The 16,764-nt window shown below is 65.0% G+C and carries 17 protein-coding genes; 5 read left to right on the top strand and 12 right to left on the bottom strand.

Features of this window, described 5'->3' with window-relative positions; translation table 11 throughout:
• Positions 1–241 precede the first annotated feature (241 nt).
• Together IEY31_RS07210 and IEY31_RS19020 are read left to right on the top strand one after the other, a co-directional pair.
• On the top strand, positions 242–2,209 hold the full coding sequence (locus IEY31_RS07210; RefSeq protein WP_188970431.1) for an RCC1 domain-containing protein: 1,968 nt from the start codon (positions 242–244) through the stop codon (positions 2,207–2,209).
• A gap of 739 nt (positions 2,210–2,948) precedes the next feature.
• Positions 2,949–3,083, top strand: coding sequence for a peptidoglycan-binding domain-containing protein (locus IEY31_RS19020; RefSeq protein ID WP_188970659.1), 135 nt, complete (start codon positions 2,949–2,951; stop codon positions 3,081–3,083).
• Between the two features lie 130 nt (positions 3,084–3,213).
• Here IEY31_RS19020 and IEY31_RS07200 read toward each other — a convergent pair whose 3' ends face one another.
• Both IEY31_RS07200 and IEY31_RS07195 read right to left on the bottom strand, forming a co-directional pair.
• A complete protein-coding gene (locus tag IEY31_RS07200) occupies positions 3,214–3,519 on the bottom strand; it encodes an AzlD domain-containing protein (protein ID WP_188970429.1) in 306 nt (101 codons plus the stop codon).
• A complete protein-coding gene (locus IEY31_RS07195; protein WP_229723392.1) occupies positions 3,516–4,220 on the bottom strand; it encodes an AzlC family ABC transporter permease in 705 nt (234 codons plus the stop codon). The genes IEY31_RS07200 and IEY31_RS07195 overlap by 4 nt, the downstream gene beginning before the upstream one ends.
• A 476-nt stretch (positions 4,221–4,696) precedes the next feature.
• Between IEY31_RS07195 and IEY31_RS07190 the strand changes: the two genes are divergently transcribed.
• Positions 4,697–5,119 (top strand): hypothetical protein, encoded by a 423-nt coding sequence (locus IEY31_RS07190; RefSeq protein ID WP_188970427.1) that lies wholly within the window; start codon positions 4,697–4,699, stop codon positions 5,117–5,119.
• A gap of 58 nt (positions 5,120–5,177) precedes the next feature.
• Positions 5,178–5,381 (top strand): hypothetical protein, encoded by a 204-nt coding sequence (locus tag IEY31_RS07185; protein ID WP_188970426.1) that lies wholly within the window; start codon positions 5,178–5,180, stop codon positions 5,379–5,381.
• Between the two features lie 8 nt (positions 5,382–5,389).
• On the opposite strand, the gene IEY31_RS07180 is transcribed toward IEY31_RS07185, so the two are convergent.
• From IEY31_RS07180 to IEY31_RS07160, 5 genes are all read right to left on the bottom strand, one after another.
• On the bottom strand, positions 5,390–5,668 hold the full coding sequence (locus IEY31_RS07180; protein ID WP_188970425.1) for a hypothetical protein: 279 nt from the start codon (positions 5,666–5,668) through the stop codon (positions 5,390–5,392).
• A gap of 459 nt (positions 5,669–6,127) precedes the next feature.
• Positions 6,128–7,636 carry an undecaprenyl-phosphate galactose phosphotransferase WbaP gene (gene wbaP, locus IEY31_RS07175; RefSeq protein ID WP_188970424.1) on the bottom strand — a complete coding sequence of 503 codons (1,509 nt, stop codon included), beginning with the start codon at positions 7,634–7,636 and terminating at the stop codon, positions 6,128–6,130.
• A 411-nt stretch (positions 7,637–8,047) separates the two neighbouring features.
• Positions 8,048–8,845 carry an IS5 family transposase gene (locus IEY31_RS07170; RefSeq protein WP_188970423.1) on the bottom strand — a complete coding sequence of 266 codons (798 nt, stop codon included), beginning with the start codon at positions 8,843–8,845 and terminating at the stop codon, positions 8,048–8,050.
• Between the two features lie 128 nt (positions 8,846–8,973).
• On the bottom strand, positions 8,974–10,311 hold the full coding sequence (locus tag IEY31_RS07165; RefSeq protein WP_188970422.1) for a deoxyribodipyrimidine photo-lyase: 1,338 nt from the start codon (positions 10,309–10,311) through the stop codon (positions 8,974–8,976).
• A gap of 146 nt (positions 10,312–10,457) precedes the next feature.
• Positions 10,458–11,108, bottom strand: coding sequence for a trimeric intracellular cation channel family protein (locus IEY31_RS07160; protein WP_229723391.1), 651 nt, complete (start codon positions 11,106–11,108; stop codon positions 10,458–10,460).
• Between the two features lie 145 nt (positions 11,109–11,253).
• On the opposite strand from IEY31_RS07160, the gene IEY31_RS07155 reads away from it, so the two are divergent.
• The gene (locus IEY31_RS07155; RefSeq protein ID WP_188970419.1) at positions 11,254–12,021 is read left to right on the top strand and encodes a DsbA family oxidoreductase; all 768 of its coding nucleotides are present in this window, start codon (positions 11,254–11,256) and stop codon (positions 12,019–12,021) included.
• Positions 12,022–12,128: 107 nt separating this feature from the next.
• Here the strand turns inward: IEY31_RS07155 and IEY31_RS07150 are convergent, their stop codons facing one another.
• The 5 genes from IEY31_RS07150 to IEY31_RS07130 all read right to left on the bottom strand — a co-directional run bounded on the left by IEY31_RS07150 (position 12,129) and on the right by IEY31_RS07130 (position 16,743).
• The gene (locus IEY31_RS07150; protein ID WP_188970417.1) at positions 12,129–13,142 is read right to left on the bottom strand and encodes a TerC family protein; all 1,014 of its coding nucleotides are present in this window, start codon (positions 13,140–13,142) and stop codon (positions 12,129–12,131) included.
• 270 nt (positions 13,143–13,412) lie between these two features.
• Complete coding sequence (locus IEY31_RS07145) at positions 13,413–14,045, bottom strand: hypothetical protein (protein WP_188970416.1); 633 nt, start codon at positions 14,043–14,045, stop codon at positions 13,413–13,415.
• 25 nt (positions 14,046–14,070) lie between these two features.
• Complete coding sequence (locus tag IEY31_RS07140; protein ID WP_188970414.1) at positions 14,071–14,334, bottom strand: hypothetical protein; 264 nt, start codon at positions 14,332–14,334, stop codon at positions 14,071–14,073.
• A gap of 28 nt (positions 14,335–14,362) precedes the next feature.
• Positions 14,363–15,880 (bottom strand): murein hydrolase activator EnvC family protein, encoded by a 1,518-nt coding sequence (locus IEY31_RS07135; protein ID WP_188970412.1) that lies wholly within the window; start codon positions 15,878–15,880, stop codon positions 14,363–14,365.
• A complete protein-coding gene (locus IEY31_RS07130; protein WP_229723390.1) occupies positions 15,880–16,743 on the bottom strand; it encodes a cell division protein FtsX in 864 nt (287 codons plus the stop codon). Before IEY31_RS07130 ends, IEY31_RS07135 begins: the two co-directional genes overlap by 1 nt.
• Positions 16,744–16,764: the final 21 nt, after the last annotated feature.

Below are 16,764 nucleotides of genomic sequence, written 5' to 3'. Positions count from 1 at the left end.
GAGGTGCTGGTTGACAACCGGCACCGCCAAAGTTGCCCTGCTGGAGGGGTGGCAGGCTCCTGTATCCAGGTGAAGTTGTCACGCGATGAAGGCCGCCCACTAACGCAATTGCACGATATCAGTGAGGATTTCGCGAATCACCTCATTAGACGTGAGATTTCTGTAATTACTCCCCCAATATGCTCCTCATGAAGACCCAAACGTGTTCTGTAGACCAACTACAGGGCCTCCTGGAGTGTCTATGAGGAACATCCGTCATGCCCTGTTTCCCACCCTCGCCCTGCTGATCGCCTCCTGCGGCCAGACCCCAATGCCGTCCGCTCACCTGAGCGGTTCCAGTGTGGTGGTCACCCTGGCTTCCCCGCTGGCGGGCTTTGGTGCCCAGGGTCTTCCCACCGGCACCGATGGCAGGAGCACCGTCACCAACTTCCACGTCAAGGTGCGTGACGCCGGCGGACAGCTCATGAAATTCGACGGTCAGAATACTTATAAGGCTGGCGGCACCCAGACCGATCTGGTCATGTCGTCCACCCAGCCCACGGCGACCGTGGTGCTGCCACGCGGCATCTACTCCTTCGAAACGGTCGGCAAGAGCACCGAGGGCGGCACCTTCCTGGCCTACGGCACAGACGCTGGCGTGAACCTCAGCCAGGGCAGCGCCACCGTAAACCTCAGCGTCCATGCCCTGGCCGACGCGGCCAAAACCACCTTCGGCGACAAGATGCAGTGGGCCTGGGTAGCCACGCAGGACACGCTGGACATGCGCCTGAACGTGATGAATTCCGCCGGTACCCTCGTGCCCACCACGGATCTGGGCATAGTGACGTACCAAGTGGTCGATGACCAGGGCTTACCTCTGAACGGCATCGGTGACGTCCTGGCCGGCAGCAGCAAGCTGGGCGCTCGGGTGAAGATTTTCGGCAGCGCGGCCACCGAGACCATCTTCATCAAGGCGACCATGAGCGCGTGGCTGGTGACTGGCACCGACACCGCCGCCCAGAGCACCCTGAGCAAGACCTTCAGCATTCCCTTTGCGAAGACCGGCCTGAAACTCGACACAGTGGCCCCTGCACTGAGCGTCGCGCCCATCGCCGACACCACTGCCGGCACACCTGTCACGCTGAGTGGCACAGTCAGCGACGACTCCGGCAGCGTCCACAGCGTCAAGGTCTACAGCGGCACGCAACTGGTCGGCAGCACCGACGCTACCGAATTCGTGGGCGAGGTGCAGATCGGGCCAGGGGTGTGGTCGCTGAACTGGACACCCGACGTCACCGGCACGCCTGAGGTGCTGGTGATTGCCGCCGACCGCGCTGGGAACGAAACCCGCATGCAGGCTGCGGCTGCCCTCACGTACATCCGCAGCGTCGACCTGGCCGGCGCGCACTTCAATGTGGCGGTGAAGCAGGACGGCACTGTGGTTGGTTGGGGTGGCAACACCTACGGTCAGACCACCCCGCCTGCGGACCTGACTGGCGTCAAGGAAGTCGCTGTCGGTGACTGGCACAGCCTGGCCCTCAAGACGGACGGCACCGTCGTCTCATGGGGCGTCAGCAACACCCAGGGCAGCCAGTACTACATCGGTCAGACGGACGTGCCAGCAGATTTGAGCGGCGTGATTGGCATCTCCGCGGGCGGCCAGCACAGCCTGGCCCTCAAGGCCGATGGCACCGTTGTCGGCTGGGGCCGCAACGATTACAACCAGACCAGTGGCGCTGCTGGACTGACAGACATCGTCTCAGTCTCTGCCGGGAAGAACCATAACCTCGGGATCAAGAAGAATGGGACCGTCGTCGCCTGGGGAGCCAACACCTACGGCGAGTCGAACGTCCCGAATGAGCTGACGGACGTGGTGTCCATCACCGCCGGCAACAACCGCAGCTTCGCTGTGAAGCGCGACGGTACCGTCGTCTCATGGGGAGAGGACTCCTACAGCGCAAGGACTGTGCCGGCGAGCGTGACTGGCGTCAAGAGCATCGCCTCCGGAGATGATTTCACCCTGGCGCTCAAGAAAGACGGTACCGTCGTCGGCTGGGGTTACAACGGCACCGGGCAGATCAGTATCCCGGAAGGCCTGAGCGGCGTCGTGGCCATCTCGGTTGGTGGGTACCACAGTCTGGCGGTTAAGAGCGACGGCAGCATCGTCGGCTGGGGCGATAACACTGACGGCCGCGCTACCCCTCCCGCTGGCCCCTACCTGCTCCCCTGATTTGGTGATTCCGATTTCGCTCCGGTCGCGCCCCGCGCGCACCGGAGCGATTTTCAATGGTTGCTCGCCAACACCTGAGACTGTGACGGGAATGATGACTCGATGATCTCCAATGCCCTTAAAGTTTTCGTTGCACTTCTCCACGCTGATTCACGCTTCATCGGGGGCATTCCCGCACTGGCTCCGACTGTAATAGCGACTGTAGTAGCAGCTCATCTCAGACAATATGGAAGAGGATTGGAGGGAATGCAGGGTTTGTTTTCGCCGTACCAGGCGTGGCCACAAGTGACGAAAAGGGAAGTGTGGATCACGTAAAATACGCGTCCAGGGTACCTTTTAAGCGGTCGGTCAATGGTTCGAGTCCACTAGGGTGCACCACAAAAAAAGTTATCCAGGAGAGGAGACGAGGGGGCGGGTATTTCGGCTCCCTCACCTTGTTCTCTCTGCCGAATTTCTATATCCCGCCGCATCTCGTGGGAGAGCGCAAAGTGAAATGCGTAGGTGCGTGGCGCAACACCCATATCGGGCCAGGGATCTGTATGGGTCTCTGGGGAGAGCGGTCTGGTGGTGACCCGCCGACTAGCCTACCCGACGGCCTGCGGCACTGCGTGGGGCCGGTACACGCTGTGCCCGGCAGGTGATTCAGCAGACCGATGAGCTGGTGCCTGTGGAGCGGCATCCCGGGGGCGCTGACCGCCTGCAGACTGTGGGCGGTGTGTTCCGGGCGCTGTAGAGCAAACTGAGAATCAGTGCGGACGGCAGCTTCGGGCTGGGCACCGAGACGGCGCTGCAGAGCTTTCAGGCCGCGAGTGGCGTGGCCGCCAACAGCTTCGCCGGGCCAGCCACCTCGTCAGCCCTGGCCGTGGGTACCTGACGGCGGGAGGCCGGGGTGGTCTTCAGCGGGCTCCGGCTTTTGGCGCGGCGCAGGGCAGGACAGGCTAGCGTGTGGGTCCTGACAGACCCGGCAAACCGCTGCAGAGAGTCAGGACGTGCAGGCGGGCGGCTCAATCCAGGATCAGGAGCAGCCCCAGACCAGCAATCAGGGTCAACAGGAGGTTACGGGTCTTCCAGGCCACAGCGGCAGCCAGCAGGCCCGCGGCCAGACGGGGGCCAAACGGGGCGAAGGTGCCTGTTCCCGGGGTGTACAGCAGTTCCGGCGCGATCAGCGCCGCCAGCACCGCCGCAGGCACCAGACCCAGTGACAGGATGACGCCTTCCGGCAGCTTCCTGCCCCGCAGCAGCACTAAAAAGGACGCACGCAGCATGAGGCTGCCGGCGCCGACGCCGAGAATCAGCAGCCAGATGGTCATCCCTGCCGCTCCTTCCAGCGCTGGACAAGCAGGCCGGCCGCCATCCCACACACCGCCCCCAGAATCAGATTCAGACGAAACGGCAGGCTGTGGGCGGCCACTGCAATCACGGCGGAAACGCCTGCTGCCAGCACCTGCGGCTGACTTTTCAGCACGGGAACGAGCAGCGCGATGAAACTCAATGGCACCGCGAATTCCAGCGGCCAGCTGGCAGGAATTCCTGCACCGAGCAGCGCGCCGGTGGCCGTTCCCACCTGCCAGGTGAGCCACATCAGCACGGTGGCCCCCGTGTAGTACGCCACCGGGTGGGGTTCTGCAGCGGGCCGCCCCATGGTCACCGCGTAGCTCTGATCGGTCAGGCCGTACGCCAGGAGCCAGCGCCGGGCAAGCGGCACACCGTCAAAAAGGGGCAGCATCGACGCCGAGTACATGGCAAACCGCAGGTTGACGACCAGGGTGGCCAGGATGATCAGCAGCGCGGGTGTCTGACCTAACATCTGTGCGGCAACCAGCTGCGCCGATCCTGCGTAGCCGATCAGGGAAAAGGCCATGGACTGGAGGGGGGAGAATCCGGCCTGGACCGCCGCAATGCCTGCCACCATGCCGAAGGGCATGACGCCCGGCACCAGGGGCACGAAGGCGCGCAGACCTTGCCAGAAGGAACTGGAACCTCCCGGTGAGGACATACAGGGCTCGGTCATGCCTGCAGGATGGCGCATCCGACGGGCGAATGCGGCACTCCTCCACCTTCTCCTGGATGCCGTGCCGTGTGGTGAAGGTGTTCAGGCCGGAGCAGGAGTCCGCTGAGGAGGCCGGCCCGGAGTGCGCCGTGATCTACAGTTCCTGAAGTTAGACGGGTCCTCTGGAGCCTGCGCCCTCTGCTGCCCTCCTTCGATCCCCTTTGATGTTTGGACAGGATGCAGGGCAATTCTTCATGTGCGGGACGAACGTCATGCTCCTGTGACAGTGGGCGGGCTAACCTCCTGGCAACAGCAGGACCTGCCCGGGTGAAGGCAGGAATACCGCCCCACCATGCGTGGGGCTTTTTCTTTGGCTGGATATGGTGGCGTTGTCGAAGTGTTGACGGGGGTGCAAATTTGAACCCAGCGCACGCCCATTGGGGCAGACCCCTTCCTCTATTGCCATGCAGGCGGGCAGGCCTCAATACTCATGTGTGATGAAAAAATTAACTCTTCTGATTGCCGCCGCCCTGCTGCTGGGACCTTCGGCACTGGCCACGGACTTCGTGACGAAATCCAACCTCACCGGCATCGAGCTGCCCAAGGGCGCCCTGGAACTCACGGATGACGATTTCTCCGACGAGATGGTTGACCTGCTCGAAGACGTCGCCGCCACCATCAACGGCAAATGCCAGTACCACGAGCTGCTGTACTGGGAAGGCGATCCGGTTGCGCTGGGCAAGGCCCTGGGCGCTAACATCCCATCAACGCTGAAATACAAGAGTCTGGACATGGGCGAGATAGACGGCGGCACCTACGAACAGTTTTCGCTGACCAGTGCCAAGGTCTGGTACGCCGGCGTCTGGATTGACAGCGCAGATGACGTGATTCTCGCGTGGTGTAACGTCGTCAGAAAATAAATCCGCAGCTCCGGCCCGCCTCACCAGGCGTGAGGCTTTTTCATGTCTGGAGGTGGCGATGTCGGGGAAAGCGAACAACCGCGCCCGCCGCCTCCGACTGCTGGGCTATCTCTCGAAACCTGTGGACCCCCTCCCAGCATTGCCCCGGCCCAGGGTCAAGGAGCCGTTCTACCTGCACGAGCTGGGCCTGACCCGCGAGTGCTTTGGCATCTGCCCGGCCTGGGCGGAGCTGCCGCCGGTGATTCGGCGGGGTAGACCATGACGGCTGACTCAGGCCGCAGGTGAAACGGCGAGAGCCCGCTCTTGTTTGCTCAGCGCCTGTGCCCGCTGCAGGCCCAGCTCGGCCATGTGGTTCGCGGAGGCCTCATCATTGGTGGCCTCGACGAATTCACTCCAGTCCGTGATCTGCCCGTCGAACTTCAGACCGTAACGTACTTCAACGCCGAGCCTGGGTTCGAACTTCGAGAGGGGCGGGAGGTTTCTACGCTCCCTGACGATCACTATTTCGTGATCCAGGTGGGTGAACGTGCGGACTGGAACTTTTCCCATAGAGGCAGCCTAATCAGGACCCGATTCCACGCACGTCACAACCGCGCCCACTTAGCATCTGCTGAAGCCTCGCTCAAGAAATGATGAAGGCGACACACGGTGTAGGAGCCGTAGCGTGGACCGTCTGGCCTTGATCTATCCTTCCCACCCCAGGCACGCCAACTCGATAGCTGCCCGGAGACTCAGCTGTCTGGTACGCTGCCCGTTAATCTGGCATGCCCAGTACCAGCGTCTCCAGTGTCTGGTAAGCGATCCAGGCTCAGCGCGACAGGCTTGCGTCAGGGTGCTGTATGTCCGAGTGTGGGTAGCGGTCGAGCTTGAAATCAACGCCTGGGAAACAGCCCGCAACGCGCGGTCTGTCCGCGTGAGCTGGCAGTTCTCAACACCCGCATCTCGGGAGAAACTCAGGTACCACTGTCCGACTCAGGGAATAGCTGTGAACATGCCTGTGGTCATGTACTAGTAGGCGCCGGAGCCCCGCAGCACCACGCCCACGGTACGCATCAGGATCACCAGATCCAGCCAGATGGACCAGTTGCGGACGTAATACGGATCCCAGCGTTCCATGCCCAGGTTGCCTGCTTCCGAACGTCCCGACACCTGCCACAGGCCAGTCAGTCCAGGGCGCACCATGACGCGCAGGCGCTGTGCGGGGACGGACAGCTGTGACTGGTGGTAGGCCGGCAGCGGACGCGGTCCCACCAGCGACATGTGGCCCAGCAGAACATTCACCAGCTGAGGCAGTTCATCCAGGCTGGTTTTGCGCAGCAGGCCGCCGACGCGTGTGATGCGGGGGTCACGGCGCAGCTTGAAATGGGTTTCCCATTCCAGGCGAAGTTCGGCATTCTGCTCCAGCGTGCGGCGCAGCACTTCCTCGGCATTGGGCACCATGGTCCGGAATTTCCAGGTGGCAAAGGTCTCGCCGTTCAGGCCCACGCGACGCTGCAAGAACAGCGGATTGGTGCGGTCTTCCAGCCAGATCACGGCGGCCAGCAGCGCGCACATCGGCAGCCACACCGGCGCGGTCAACACCACCGCCAGCAGATCGAAGGCCCTCTTGACCAGCTGGGCGAATGGATCGACCAGATTGCGCGCCACTTCCAAGCCCAGCACGCCGCCGAAGTCACTGGCCTGGATCCACAGCGACTCGACCTCGAACAGGTCAGGCACGATAATCACTTTGGGGTAATGCGCCAGCGGACCTTCAAGAAGCTGTACCAGCCTCGCGCGGTCCAGGCCCGGCATTGCCACAATAGCCACCGGGGCCTGCTGCTCCCAGGCGTGGGGCAGCCGGTCCACCGGCCCAACGACCGGCACACCCAGCACTGCACTGCCGTGCAGCAGTTCATTGTCGTCCAGAATGGCGCTGGGCTGGTACCCATAGGCCGGATTGTCGCGCAGCGCCTGTACCATCAGGGTGCCGGTGACGGCGGCCCCGTAGATCACGGCGGGCACACCCCACAGCCCTGCTCGCAGCAGCGCACCCTTGACCAGCCCGCGCATGACCAGCACCAGACCCCAGCTCAGGATCAGCCCCAGCGTCAGCGAAAAACGGCTGACCGTGTCGGTCTGCTGGGTCATGAACAGCACGCCGGTCACAGCGGCGAAAACCAGGGCGGTCAGCTGGGTGACGCGCTGGAGTTCGGTGGGCGCGGCCAGGCCCCAGCCGGGCAGCAGGCGCAGGAAGGCGGCCCCCACCACCCAGGCCACCCACAGGAAGGGGATCAGGCCAGGAACCGTGCCGTCCCCGGCAAACCAGCCACCCGCCAGCCAGGGGCCGTCCGGAACTTCACCCATCAGCGCCGTGCGTGCGGCAGAGGCCAGCAGCAGCGCCAGGGTCAACGCCAGCAGATCGCCGAGGACCAGCGCCGCGCCGTTCAACAGCCGCCGGACCAGCATCAACCGCACGGCCCCGCGGCTGGCCTGCCTGGGAAACGTGGACGTTGGGACATTGCGAATCGCTTGCATAGTGAAACTCCTGCTGGGCCGTGCCGGTCTGGCGGCGGTGAAGAGAACGGAGAAGGCAGTGCTAAAGGGGTCAGGATGCTACGGCGCGAGGCTGGCCGTGGACATTCAGGGGATTTAAGAAGGAAAAAAATTGAGCACAATCACATGTAAAGCTTAGACAGTGTGGAGGTGAGGTGGTCCAACCCATAACGTCTCCTGAATCTGGCTGATCGTTGGCTGATCGGCGCGGCCTGAGAATGAACAGAAAGAGGTCAGTACTGTAAACCTGACCGGTCGACGCATGAGAGAACCCAGCGCTACAGCGCACGGGACGCACGCCGGTACGGGTACACCATGGCGTGAATCTCGTTAAATGAACGTAAAACCAATCGTCGCCCCCTTTCCTGACAGGGGTAGAGGCTGCCAAGAACCCTACCCAAGAAAGGGCCTGATTTTCGCCAACATGAGAACGCAAGCGGCGACGAAATGAAAGCCGATAAGAGTGGAAGAAAGGCGTTCTAAATCTCGTCCCAGGCGACGAAAGCGTGATAACCACGCCAGGGAACGCTCGACCACCCAGCGCCTGGGGAGCAGCACGAAGCCACGTGAAGCGTCTGAACGCTTCACGACCACCAGTTCGATATTGCTCTGCCTGGCCGCGTCCTGAGTCGCTTGTCCGGTATCGCCCTGATCCACGAAGGCGACTTCCAGCACCCCGCCGGTGATCGCCTGTGCTTCTCGGCACAGGTCAAAGACCTGTGCCCGGTCCTGTTCATGCGCTGGGGACGTCATCAGGGTCACCAGGTGGCCCAGCGTATCGACGACCAGGTGGACTTTGGTGCCCTTGCGCCGCTTGGCGCCGTCATACCCGGCACGATGGCCGCTCTCTGGCGTGCTCTGCAGGGTTCGACGATCCACGATGATCGCGGTGGGTTCCCCACCGCGTTGCTGCTGCACTCGGGTGAACAGTCGTAGGTCATGCACGGCGTTTTCAAAGCAGTGGGCAGCGAACCAGCGCTGAGCCTGAGATCGTGCGATCTCAGGCGGGGGAAAGTCATGCGGAAAATATTCCCGTTGCGCTCCAGTGCGGCTCATCCAGAACAATGCGTTCAACACGTCTCGGAGGGGATATTTCCGCTGTGGAGCGTGTTCTGGACTCAGGGCCAGATACGGCAGCAGGACGTGGTACGTCTCGTCATCGACATCGCTGGGGTAGGCACGTCGCGTCACACCCGATGCTGAACCCAGCAGAGTCCCTCCCGCAATTTTGGATGGCCTGTCCTCCAGCCTCTAGGGCGTCAACCGAATTTTTTGTCCTTCCAGGCGGATTGAGGTGGGCAATTCAGCCGCAGTTCGTCTCAGGTCCAGCGGGCGGCGTAAGCATCAGCATCGAATTTGCGCTTCAGGCCGCCTGCATTCATGTAGCGCACGGTGCCGAAAATTGGGCGGCGTGCCCAGGGGCGGTCATGCAGGCCCAGCACCCAGCCCAGGCCTGCGTAGCTGTTGGGATCTCGCCCGTCCTGCTCGTGGCGGTTGTTCAGCCACAGCATCTCGGCGTGGGCGGTGCGGGGGTCAGGCGTCCATTCCACAATCTTCTTGCCCCAGTACATCCGCATGTAGTTGTGCATGCGCCCGGTCCGCACCATCTGGGTTTGCGCGGCGTTCCAATATGGATCGTGGGTCTGCGCGGCGTCCAGCTGTTCACAGGTGTATACATGCTCGCGTCTGTCTCCAGCGTGTTCCTCCAGCGTCCTGCGGGACCATTCGGGCAGTCCGTCGTACTGGTCATACTGCGGGTTGAAGGTGCACAGGTTGAAACTCAGTTCCCGGCGCACGATCAGTTCTTCCAGAAAGATGTCCGCGCCGGGGCCGCCGTGTTCCTGGGCGGCCAGGGCGGCAGTCAGCGGCGAGAGGTGGCCGTAATGCAGGAACGCGCTCAGGCGGCTGCTGCCCTCTACCGTGGGGTCGCTGCGACGCGCGCCGTACTGCGCCAGATCCAGGCTGATGAATTCCTCTACCCGTTCCAGCGCCGCGTCCTCGCCGCCCACCTCACTGCCGGGAGGCACGCTGTGGTCCACCGGCAGGGTGCGGACCAGCGCCGCCGGATCGCCCACGTCCAGCCCCATCTCCCAGTCGTTCGTCTGCGCCCTCAGCTCCTGTTCTTCGAGCGGCACGAGGTAGTCGCCTAGCAGCCGGTGAAGCTTTGGCCGGATGGTGCGCGCCGCGTATTCCAGCCTGCCGCTGACGGTGCGAACGGGAATCACAGCCTCGGACTCCACCTGCACGAAGGGGACTTCCAGCTGGGCCTTCAGCCAGTCCCGCCATGCCCGCTGAAGGTTCAGGTAGCCCACGTCGGTGACCACCAGCGCCGCACCCTCGCGGGCCGCCTCCAGCGCGACCTCGGGCGGCCTGCCCATCCGGATCGACAGCGGAACGCCGCGCGCCGCCAGATTCACGCGCAGATCGCGCAGCCCTTCAAGCAGATACTGGAAGTGCCGGGCGTTGGCCTCCGGGTAGTCGGGGGTCAGGCCGAACACCGCCACCAGGGGCAGGCCCAGGTTATTGGCCCGCCGCACGGCGTATTCCAGCGCGTGGTTGTCGCGGGTCCGCGCGCTGGCCTGCACCCACAGCAGGACGAATCGGCCGGGTCCTGGCGTGCCGGGCCGCAGGGGCTGGATGCGCGAGTCGTGAATCATCCGGAGCGTTCTAGCGTGTCGGGCACGGCGAGACGGTGGGCTGTACGGCAGAGGCAGTAACTGCGGGTCAGTTGAAGGGTGCAGCGCTGCGCCCTGCGGCCGTGCAGCCCCAGTCGGCCCTGGGAAGGGGAGACGTCGTTGACACCTCAGCCCCCCGGCAACCGGCGGACCGGCAAGTTCACCCAGCCCCGGCGGGAAATCCAGCGCAGTGCGATCACGGTCAGCACGCCGCCCAGCTGGGACTGAAACGGCGTGACGTGCGGGTGCAGCAGCAGCACCGCCAGAGCGCCCGCCGCCGCCGCCGTGGCGTACAGCTGATCGCGGCGGTACATCACCTCGGGCACCTCATTGGCAATCAGGTCGCGGATGATGCCGCCGCCCACGCCGCTGATCGCCCCGGTAAACACCACGCCCAGCGGGCCCAGCCCGAAGTTGATGGCCCCCAGCGCCCCCGAGGCGGCAAACAGCGCCAGCCCCGCCGAGTCGAACAGACTGATGGTCCGCTCGAACCGCGCCAGCCGCTCGCCGAAGCCGAAGGCCAGCACTGATCCCAGCAGCGCCGCGTACAGGTACGTCTCGTCGCGCAGAAACAGCGGCGGCGTCTGCCCGGTGAGGGTGTCGCGGATCGCGCCGCCGCCCACCGCCGTCACGCAGCCCAGCACCAGCACCCCGAACAGATCGAAGCGCTTGCGGACGGCCAGCAGTGCCCCCGACAGCGCAAAGGCCAGCACCCCGATCAGGTCCAGCCAGTGCAGCCCGACTTGCAGGGTGATGGGCTGCGGCAACAGTTCATGCACGTCCTGCACTGTACGCCGTCTCCGCGGGGGACAGGCGTGCAGACCGTCACCGGCGGCAGCGCAGCGCGTGTCCTGAAGAACCCTCAGGCACGGCATTTGTGCGCCAGTTTATGCTTTGTTTTCTAAACTAGAGTATGATGTGGCCATGACTGCCACTGCTGCCAATCCCTTCACGCCCTCTGTGCCCGGCAGGCTCCGGGTGGATATCTGGTCCGACATCGCCTGCCCGTGGTGCTACATCGGCAAGCGGCGCCTCGAGGCGGCCCTGAGCGACTTTCCCCAGAAAGATCAGGTAGAGGTGGTGTGGCACAGCTTCGAGCTTGATCCCTCCGCGCCGGTGGGCAATCCGCATTCTATGCGCGACGCGCTGGCCCGCAAGTATGGCCGCAGCCCCGCCCAGGCCCAGGAGATGATGGACAACATGACCCGCACGGCGGCAGACGAAGGGCTGGAGTACCACTTCGAGAACACGCGCCTGACCAACACCTTCCTGGCGCACCAGCTGCTTCATCTGGCCGCTGAGCACGGCCAGCAGGACGCCATGAAGGAGCGGCTGCTGCGCGCCTACATGTCCGAGGGCCAGGACGTGGGCGACGTGAACACGCTGGTGGCACTGGCGGGGGACGTCGGCCTGAACGCCGCCGGGGTCCGCGCCGCCCTGGAAGGCGGGCAGTACGCAGGCGACGTGCGCCAGGACGAGGCGCAGGCCCAGGCGCTGGGCATCAGCGGTGTGCCGTTCTTCGTATTGGGCGGCAAGTACGGCGTGAGCGGCGCGCAGGGGCCAGAGGTACTGGGCGCCGCCCTCGAGCAGGTCTGGAATGAGACGCACCCCGCCCCCCTGACCTTGCTGGGTTCCGCCACCGAGGCCGACGGCTGCGAGGACGGGCAGTGCGCGGTGCCTGCGCGAGACTGAGACTGAGTGCGCTACAGGCTTGTCTGGGACGATGTCCTGCCGGGCAGCCAGGGAAGGGGAGAGAAACAGAGCGCGTCTGTTTCTCTCCCCTTCTTGAGAAGCCGCGATCAGGCCGAGGTGGGCGGCTCACTTACGGGCGGACGGGTCTTGATCAGGCTGACGATCACGCCGCCGGCCAGCAGGCTCAGGGTCACACCCAGGCTGATGGCCGGGTCCAGCTTGCCCCACAGTTGCGAGTAGAAGATCTTGAGGCCGATAAACACCAGCACCAGCGACAGCGCAGGCTTGAGGTACTCGAAGCGGTGAACCATGGCGGCCAGTGCGAAGTACAGCGCCCGCAGGCCCAGGATGGCGAAGATGTTGGAGGTGTAGACGATAAACGGGTCCTGCGTGATGGCGAAGATGGCCGGAATCGAGTCCACGGCGAAGATCACGTCGGCGGTTTCCACCATGATCAGCGCCAGCATCAGCGGCGTGGCGAAGGTCCTGAGCCTGCCGCCCACTTCCTTCTTGACGATGAAGCGCTCGCCGTGCAGCTGGTCGGTGACGCGCAGGTGCCGGCGCAGCCAGATCAGCAGCCGGTTGTTGGAAAAGTCGTGCTCCTCGTCCCCGCTCCTGAGCATCTTGATGCCCGTGAACAGCAGGAACGCCCCGAAGATCCACAGCACCCAGTCGAACTGCGTGACCAGCGCCGTGCCCAGCCCGATCATGATGGCGCGCAACACAATCACGCCGATGATGCCCCACAGCAGCACGCGCCGCTGTAGCTTCAGCGGAATGGCGAAGAAGGCGAAGATCAGGCTGATCACAAACACGTTGTCCAGCGCCAGCGCCTTTTCCAGCGCGAAGCCGGTGTAGAACGCCATACCCGACTCGCGGCCCAGCGTGAACCACACCCACACCCCGTAGATCAGCGCGATGGCGATGTAGAACGCCGACAGCCACAGGCTCTGGCCCACGCCCATCACCCCGTCGTCGTCCGGGGCCAGTCTGCTCCTGCGGCGCCGTTCCAGCACCCCCAGGTCAAAGGCCATCAGCGCGAGAACCACGCTCAGGAACATGCCCCACATCCACGCGGGTTTGCCCAGCCACTCGCTCATTGTCAGAAAAGAAAGATCCATGGTCGTCTCCTTGCACCGAAGACGCCACCGGGGGCGGGAATCAGGGATAAAAAAAGCCCGACACGTCTTCGCGTGCCGAGTCTTGCCGATTATGGAATGCACCGGGATTGGGGCCCGTACTGACGACACATTCCCCTGCGTTTGCAGGTGGCTACTCCCTCGTTGCCGAACAGCTTAACGTCGGGTCATCGCAACCTGCCTTAATAAATATTTAAGGTGCGGGCTGGGCGGGACTCGCTTTGAAACATCGTCGTCCCTCCCGTCCATCCGTTACTGGCTGGTGAACGGGGTGTCCACGTGCAGGGTGTAGCGCTGCACGGCGCTGCTTTCCAGGCTGCGCCGGTAGGTCCTGCTGCCCCCCGGCAGGTAGACGTAATGCTCGGCGCGGGACCAGCCTGCCTTCAGGTTCCAGGTCTGCTGCATGTCGGGCGTGGTGGTGCTGAAAGTCGCGGTGACCGGCTGGCTGGCATAGGTCACGCGGTCATGGGTCATCAGGTTCAGCGTCTCGCCGTCGTCGCGGACGCCGTTGGTGTTTGCGTCCCGCCACATGGCCCAGTGCAGAAACAGCACCGTGGCGTCGCCCGCGTTGAAGTTCAGGCTGCCTTCCACGATGCCGGTGGGCAGCACCAGTGCCGCGTCCTGCGCGTTCTTCTCCTCGGCCTTCCAGCCGTCTGGATTGGCCTCGCTGCGGGTGGCCCCGGCTGTTACGCTCAACTGGTACACGCTCCTGCCGTCCCCGGCCAGCAGCGACAGGTAGGCGTTGGCGGGGGCGGCGGGAAAACGGACCTCCACGCCGGTTGGCAGCGGTGGGCGGCCGCCGTCGGGTGCGGCGGGACTGCCGGCCGAGCAGGACGCCAGCAGCAGACCCACCCCGGCCAAGACCGTCAGGTTCAGGCGCTTCATTTCAGACCCTCCAGACCCATTGAGATCAGCCGATTGGTCGACTCGTGCGGGCGAACGGTGAGGCCCAGGTCAGCGGTACTGGCCAGGCGTGGCTGCCCCGCTCCACCGAGGTGCCGTCCATGCTGCTGAAGCTGTAGGTGAAGGCCGTGTCGGCGCAGCTGTAGATGCTGTGGGTGTTGAACAGTCCCTCTCTGCTCTCGGGCGTGCCGTTCCGGTTGGCATCGCGGAACAGCGTGAAGTACACGTTGCAGGTTCTGGCTGTTTGATTGGGCAAATCTGAGGCAGTCATAGGCTACTGGCGGGTCGCGCTGCCCTGGCTAGAAGCGCGGATTCACGGCCTCGCCGCCCAGCCGGTACTGAAAGGCCATGCGCTGCGGCCCGATGATCTGCGAGCCGCCCACCGTGCCCAGCGGCGCGCCGCGCGACACGCGGTTGCCCACGCTGACCAGCGGTTCGGCCAGCCCGAAATACGCGCTGATGGCGCTGGAGTGGTCCACCAGCACCACCCAGCCCAGCGAGGCGTAGTAGGTCACGGCCAGCACGTTGCCTTCCAGCGCGGCCACTGCCTGCGCGCCGTCGGACCCGGCCAACACCACCCAGGGCGAGCCGCCGCTGCCGTAAGGGGCGCTGATCTGCCCGCCGGGCAACGGAAACCCCAGCGGGCCGCTCAACGCTGGCAGCGGCTGCAACTCCTGTTCCACGCGGTCCTGTGCGGCCTGCACCTGTTGACCGCGCTGCTGCAGCGCCTCCTGCTCGCGGCGTAACTGCTGTTCGCGGGCGCGCTGCTGCTGTTCGCGCTGGGCCTGCGCCCGGGCGTCGCGGGCGGCCTGCGCCCTGGCCTGCGCCTGGGCCTGCTGCGCGGCCTCTTGCCGGGCGCGTTCGGCGGCCTCGCGTGCGCGCTGGGCGGCCTGTTCACGGGCCACACGCTCCTGCTCGGCGCGGATGGCCGCCAGCCGGATGGCCTCCTGGCGGGCCCGTTCCTGGGCCACGCGAATGCGGCGGGCCTCCTCCTCGCGGCGCTTGCGCTCCTCTTCCAGGCGGCGCTGGCGCTCGGCCTCGATGCGCTGGCGTTCGGCCGTGACCTGGGTGATCAGGCCGTCGATGGTGCGGGCGGTCAGGGCGCGGTCCGCCTGCCGCTGCGTCGCCAGGGCGCGCTGGCCCTGCTCGCTGTCACGCAGGCTGGCCAGCAGGCGGCTTTGCTCGCCGCGCCGCGCCTTCAGGCGCCCCAAGGCCGCGTTGCGCTGCGCCCCGATGTCCTTGAGGGTCTGGGTCTGCTGCGCCTGCTGACTGCGCTGCGTGTCCAGCGCCGCCACCTCTTCGCGCAGATTCTCGATGATGCGGGTGTTGTACTGCCCGGCCATGTTGGCGTAGCGCAGCCGGATCAGCAGGTCCGAGAGGCTGCGCGACTGTGACAGCAGCCCCAGGTAATCGTTGCTGCGGCTGCGGTACTGGATGTTCAGGATCTCGCGCACGTCGCCCTTGAGACGCTCGACGCGGGCGGTCGTAACCCCCAGCTGAGAGGTGGTGTCGGCCAGTTGCCGCTCTGCCAGCGCGGTGCGGGTGTTCAGGACCGCCAGCTCGTTTTCCAGGTTGGCGACCTGACCGGCCAGCGTGTCGAGCTGCGCCAGCGCCTGTTTCTGCTGGGCGCTGAGGTTCTGGATGCTGCGGCGGATGCGGTTCAGTTCTGTGGCCTGCGCCGCGCTCAGCTGCTTTTGCTGTTGCAACTCTTGCTGCAATTGCTGCAACTTCTGGGAGGTGGTCTGCGCCCCGGCCCCCTGGCCCAGCAGCAGGGCGCCCAGCAGCAGCGTGGCGGCCGCGCGCGCCGCGCCCCCCACTACTCCAGCTCCCGCAGGTAGCGCCGGCTGGCAAACAGGCTGCCCAGAAAGCCGATCAGGATGCCTAGCCCCGCCACGCCGCCCAGCACCGGCAGCAGGGTATCGGTGTCAGTCACCACCGGCAGCACCGGGGCCAGCTCGCGCACCCGTCCGGCCAGCCCCAGATACGCCGGGGTCAGCAGGGCCAGCGCCAGGGCGGCGGCCAGCAGGCCCACGATCAGGCCCTCAATCACGTGCGGCATGCGGATAAACGACCGCGTGGCCCCCAGCAGCCGCATTACGCTGATTTCGTCGCGGCGGGCGTACATCGCCACCCGCACGGCATTCAGGATGTTGAACAGCGTGCCCAGCAGCAGCAGGCCCACCAGCGCGTAGCCCGCGCCGCGCACGGCGGTCAGGGTCTTGACCGTGGGGTCCACATAACCTGCGCCGTACTCCACGCCGTCCACGCCGGTCAGTTCCGCCACCGCCGCCGCCACCGTGCGCGAGTCGCCCACCCGGCTGACCTTCATCCGCAGGGTGTCGGGAAAGGGGTTGCCCACCAGCCCCGCCGCGTCGCGGGTGTAGGGCGAGGTCTGGCTCATCTCCTCCAGCACCTCGGCGCTGGTCACCAGCCGGGCCTCGCGCACCTGCGGCAGGCTCCGGACCTGCGCCAGCAGCCCGGCGTCGTCTGCATCGGGCGTCAGGAAGGCCGCCACCTCCACCTGCGATTCCAGCTGGCCCAGCGTGCGGTTCACGTTCAGCGTCAGCAGCAGCACGAAGCCCAGCATCAGCAGCGTCAGCGTCATGGTTACCAGCGTCGCCAGCGTGGCCGTGAAATTGCCGCGCATCGCCAGCAGCGCCTGACGGAGGTGGTAGATCACTGGCCGCTCCCGGACGGGGAG

Origin of the sequence: Deinococcus aerolatus, assembly GCF_014647055.1 — a bacterium.
GTDB classification, from domain to species: Bacteria; Deinococcota; Deinococci; order Deinococcales; family Deinococcaceae; genus Deinococcus; species Deinococcus aerolatus.
The sequence above is the reverse complement of the archived record's forward strand: the minus strand, read 5'-3'. Positions and strand labels throughout refer to the sequence as shown.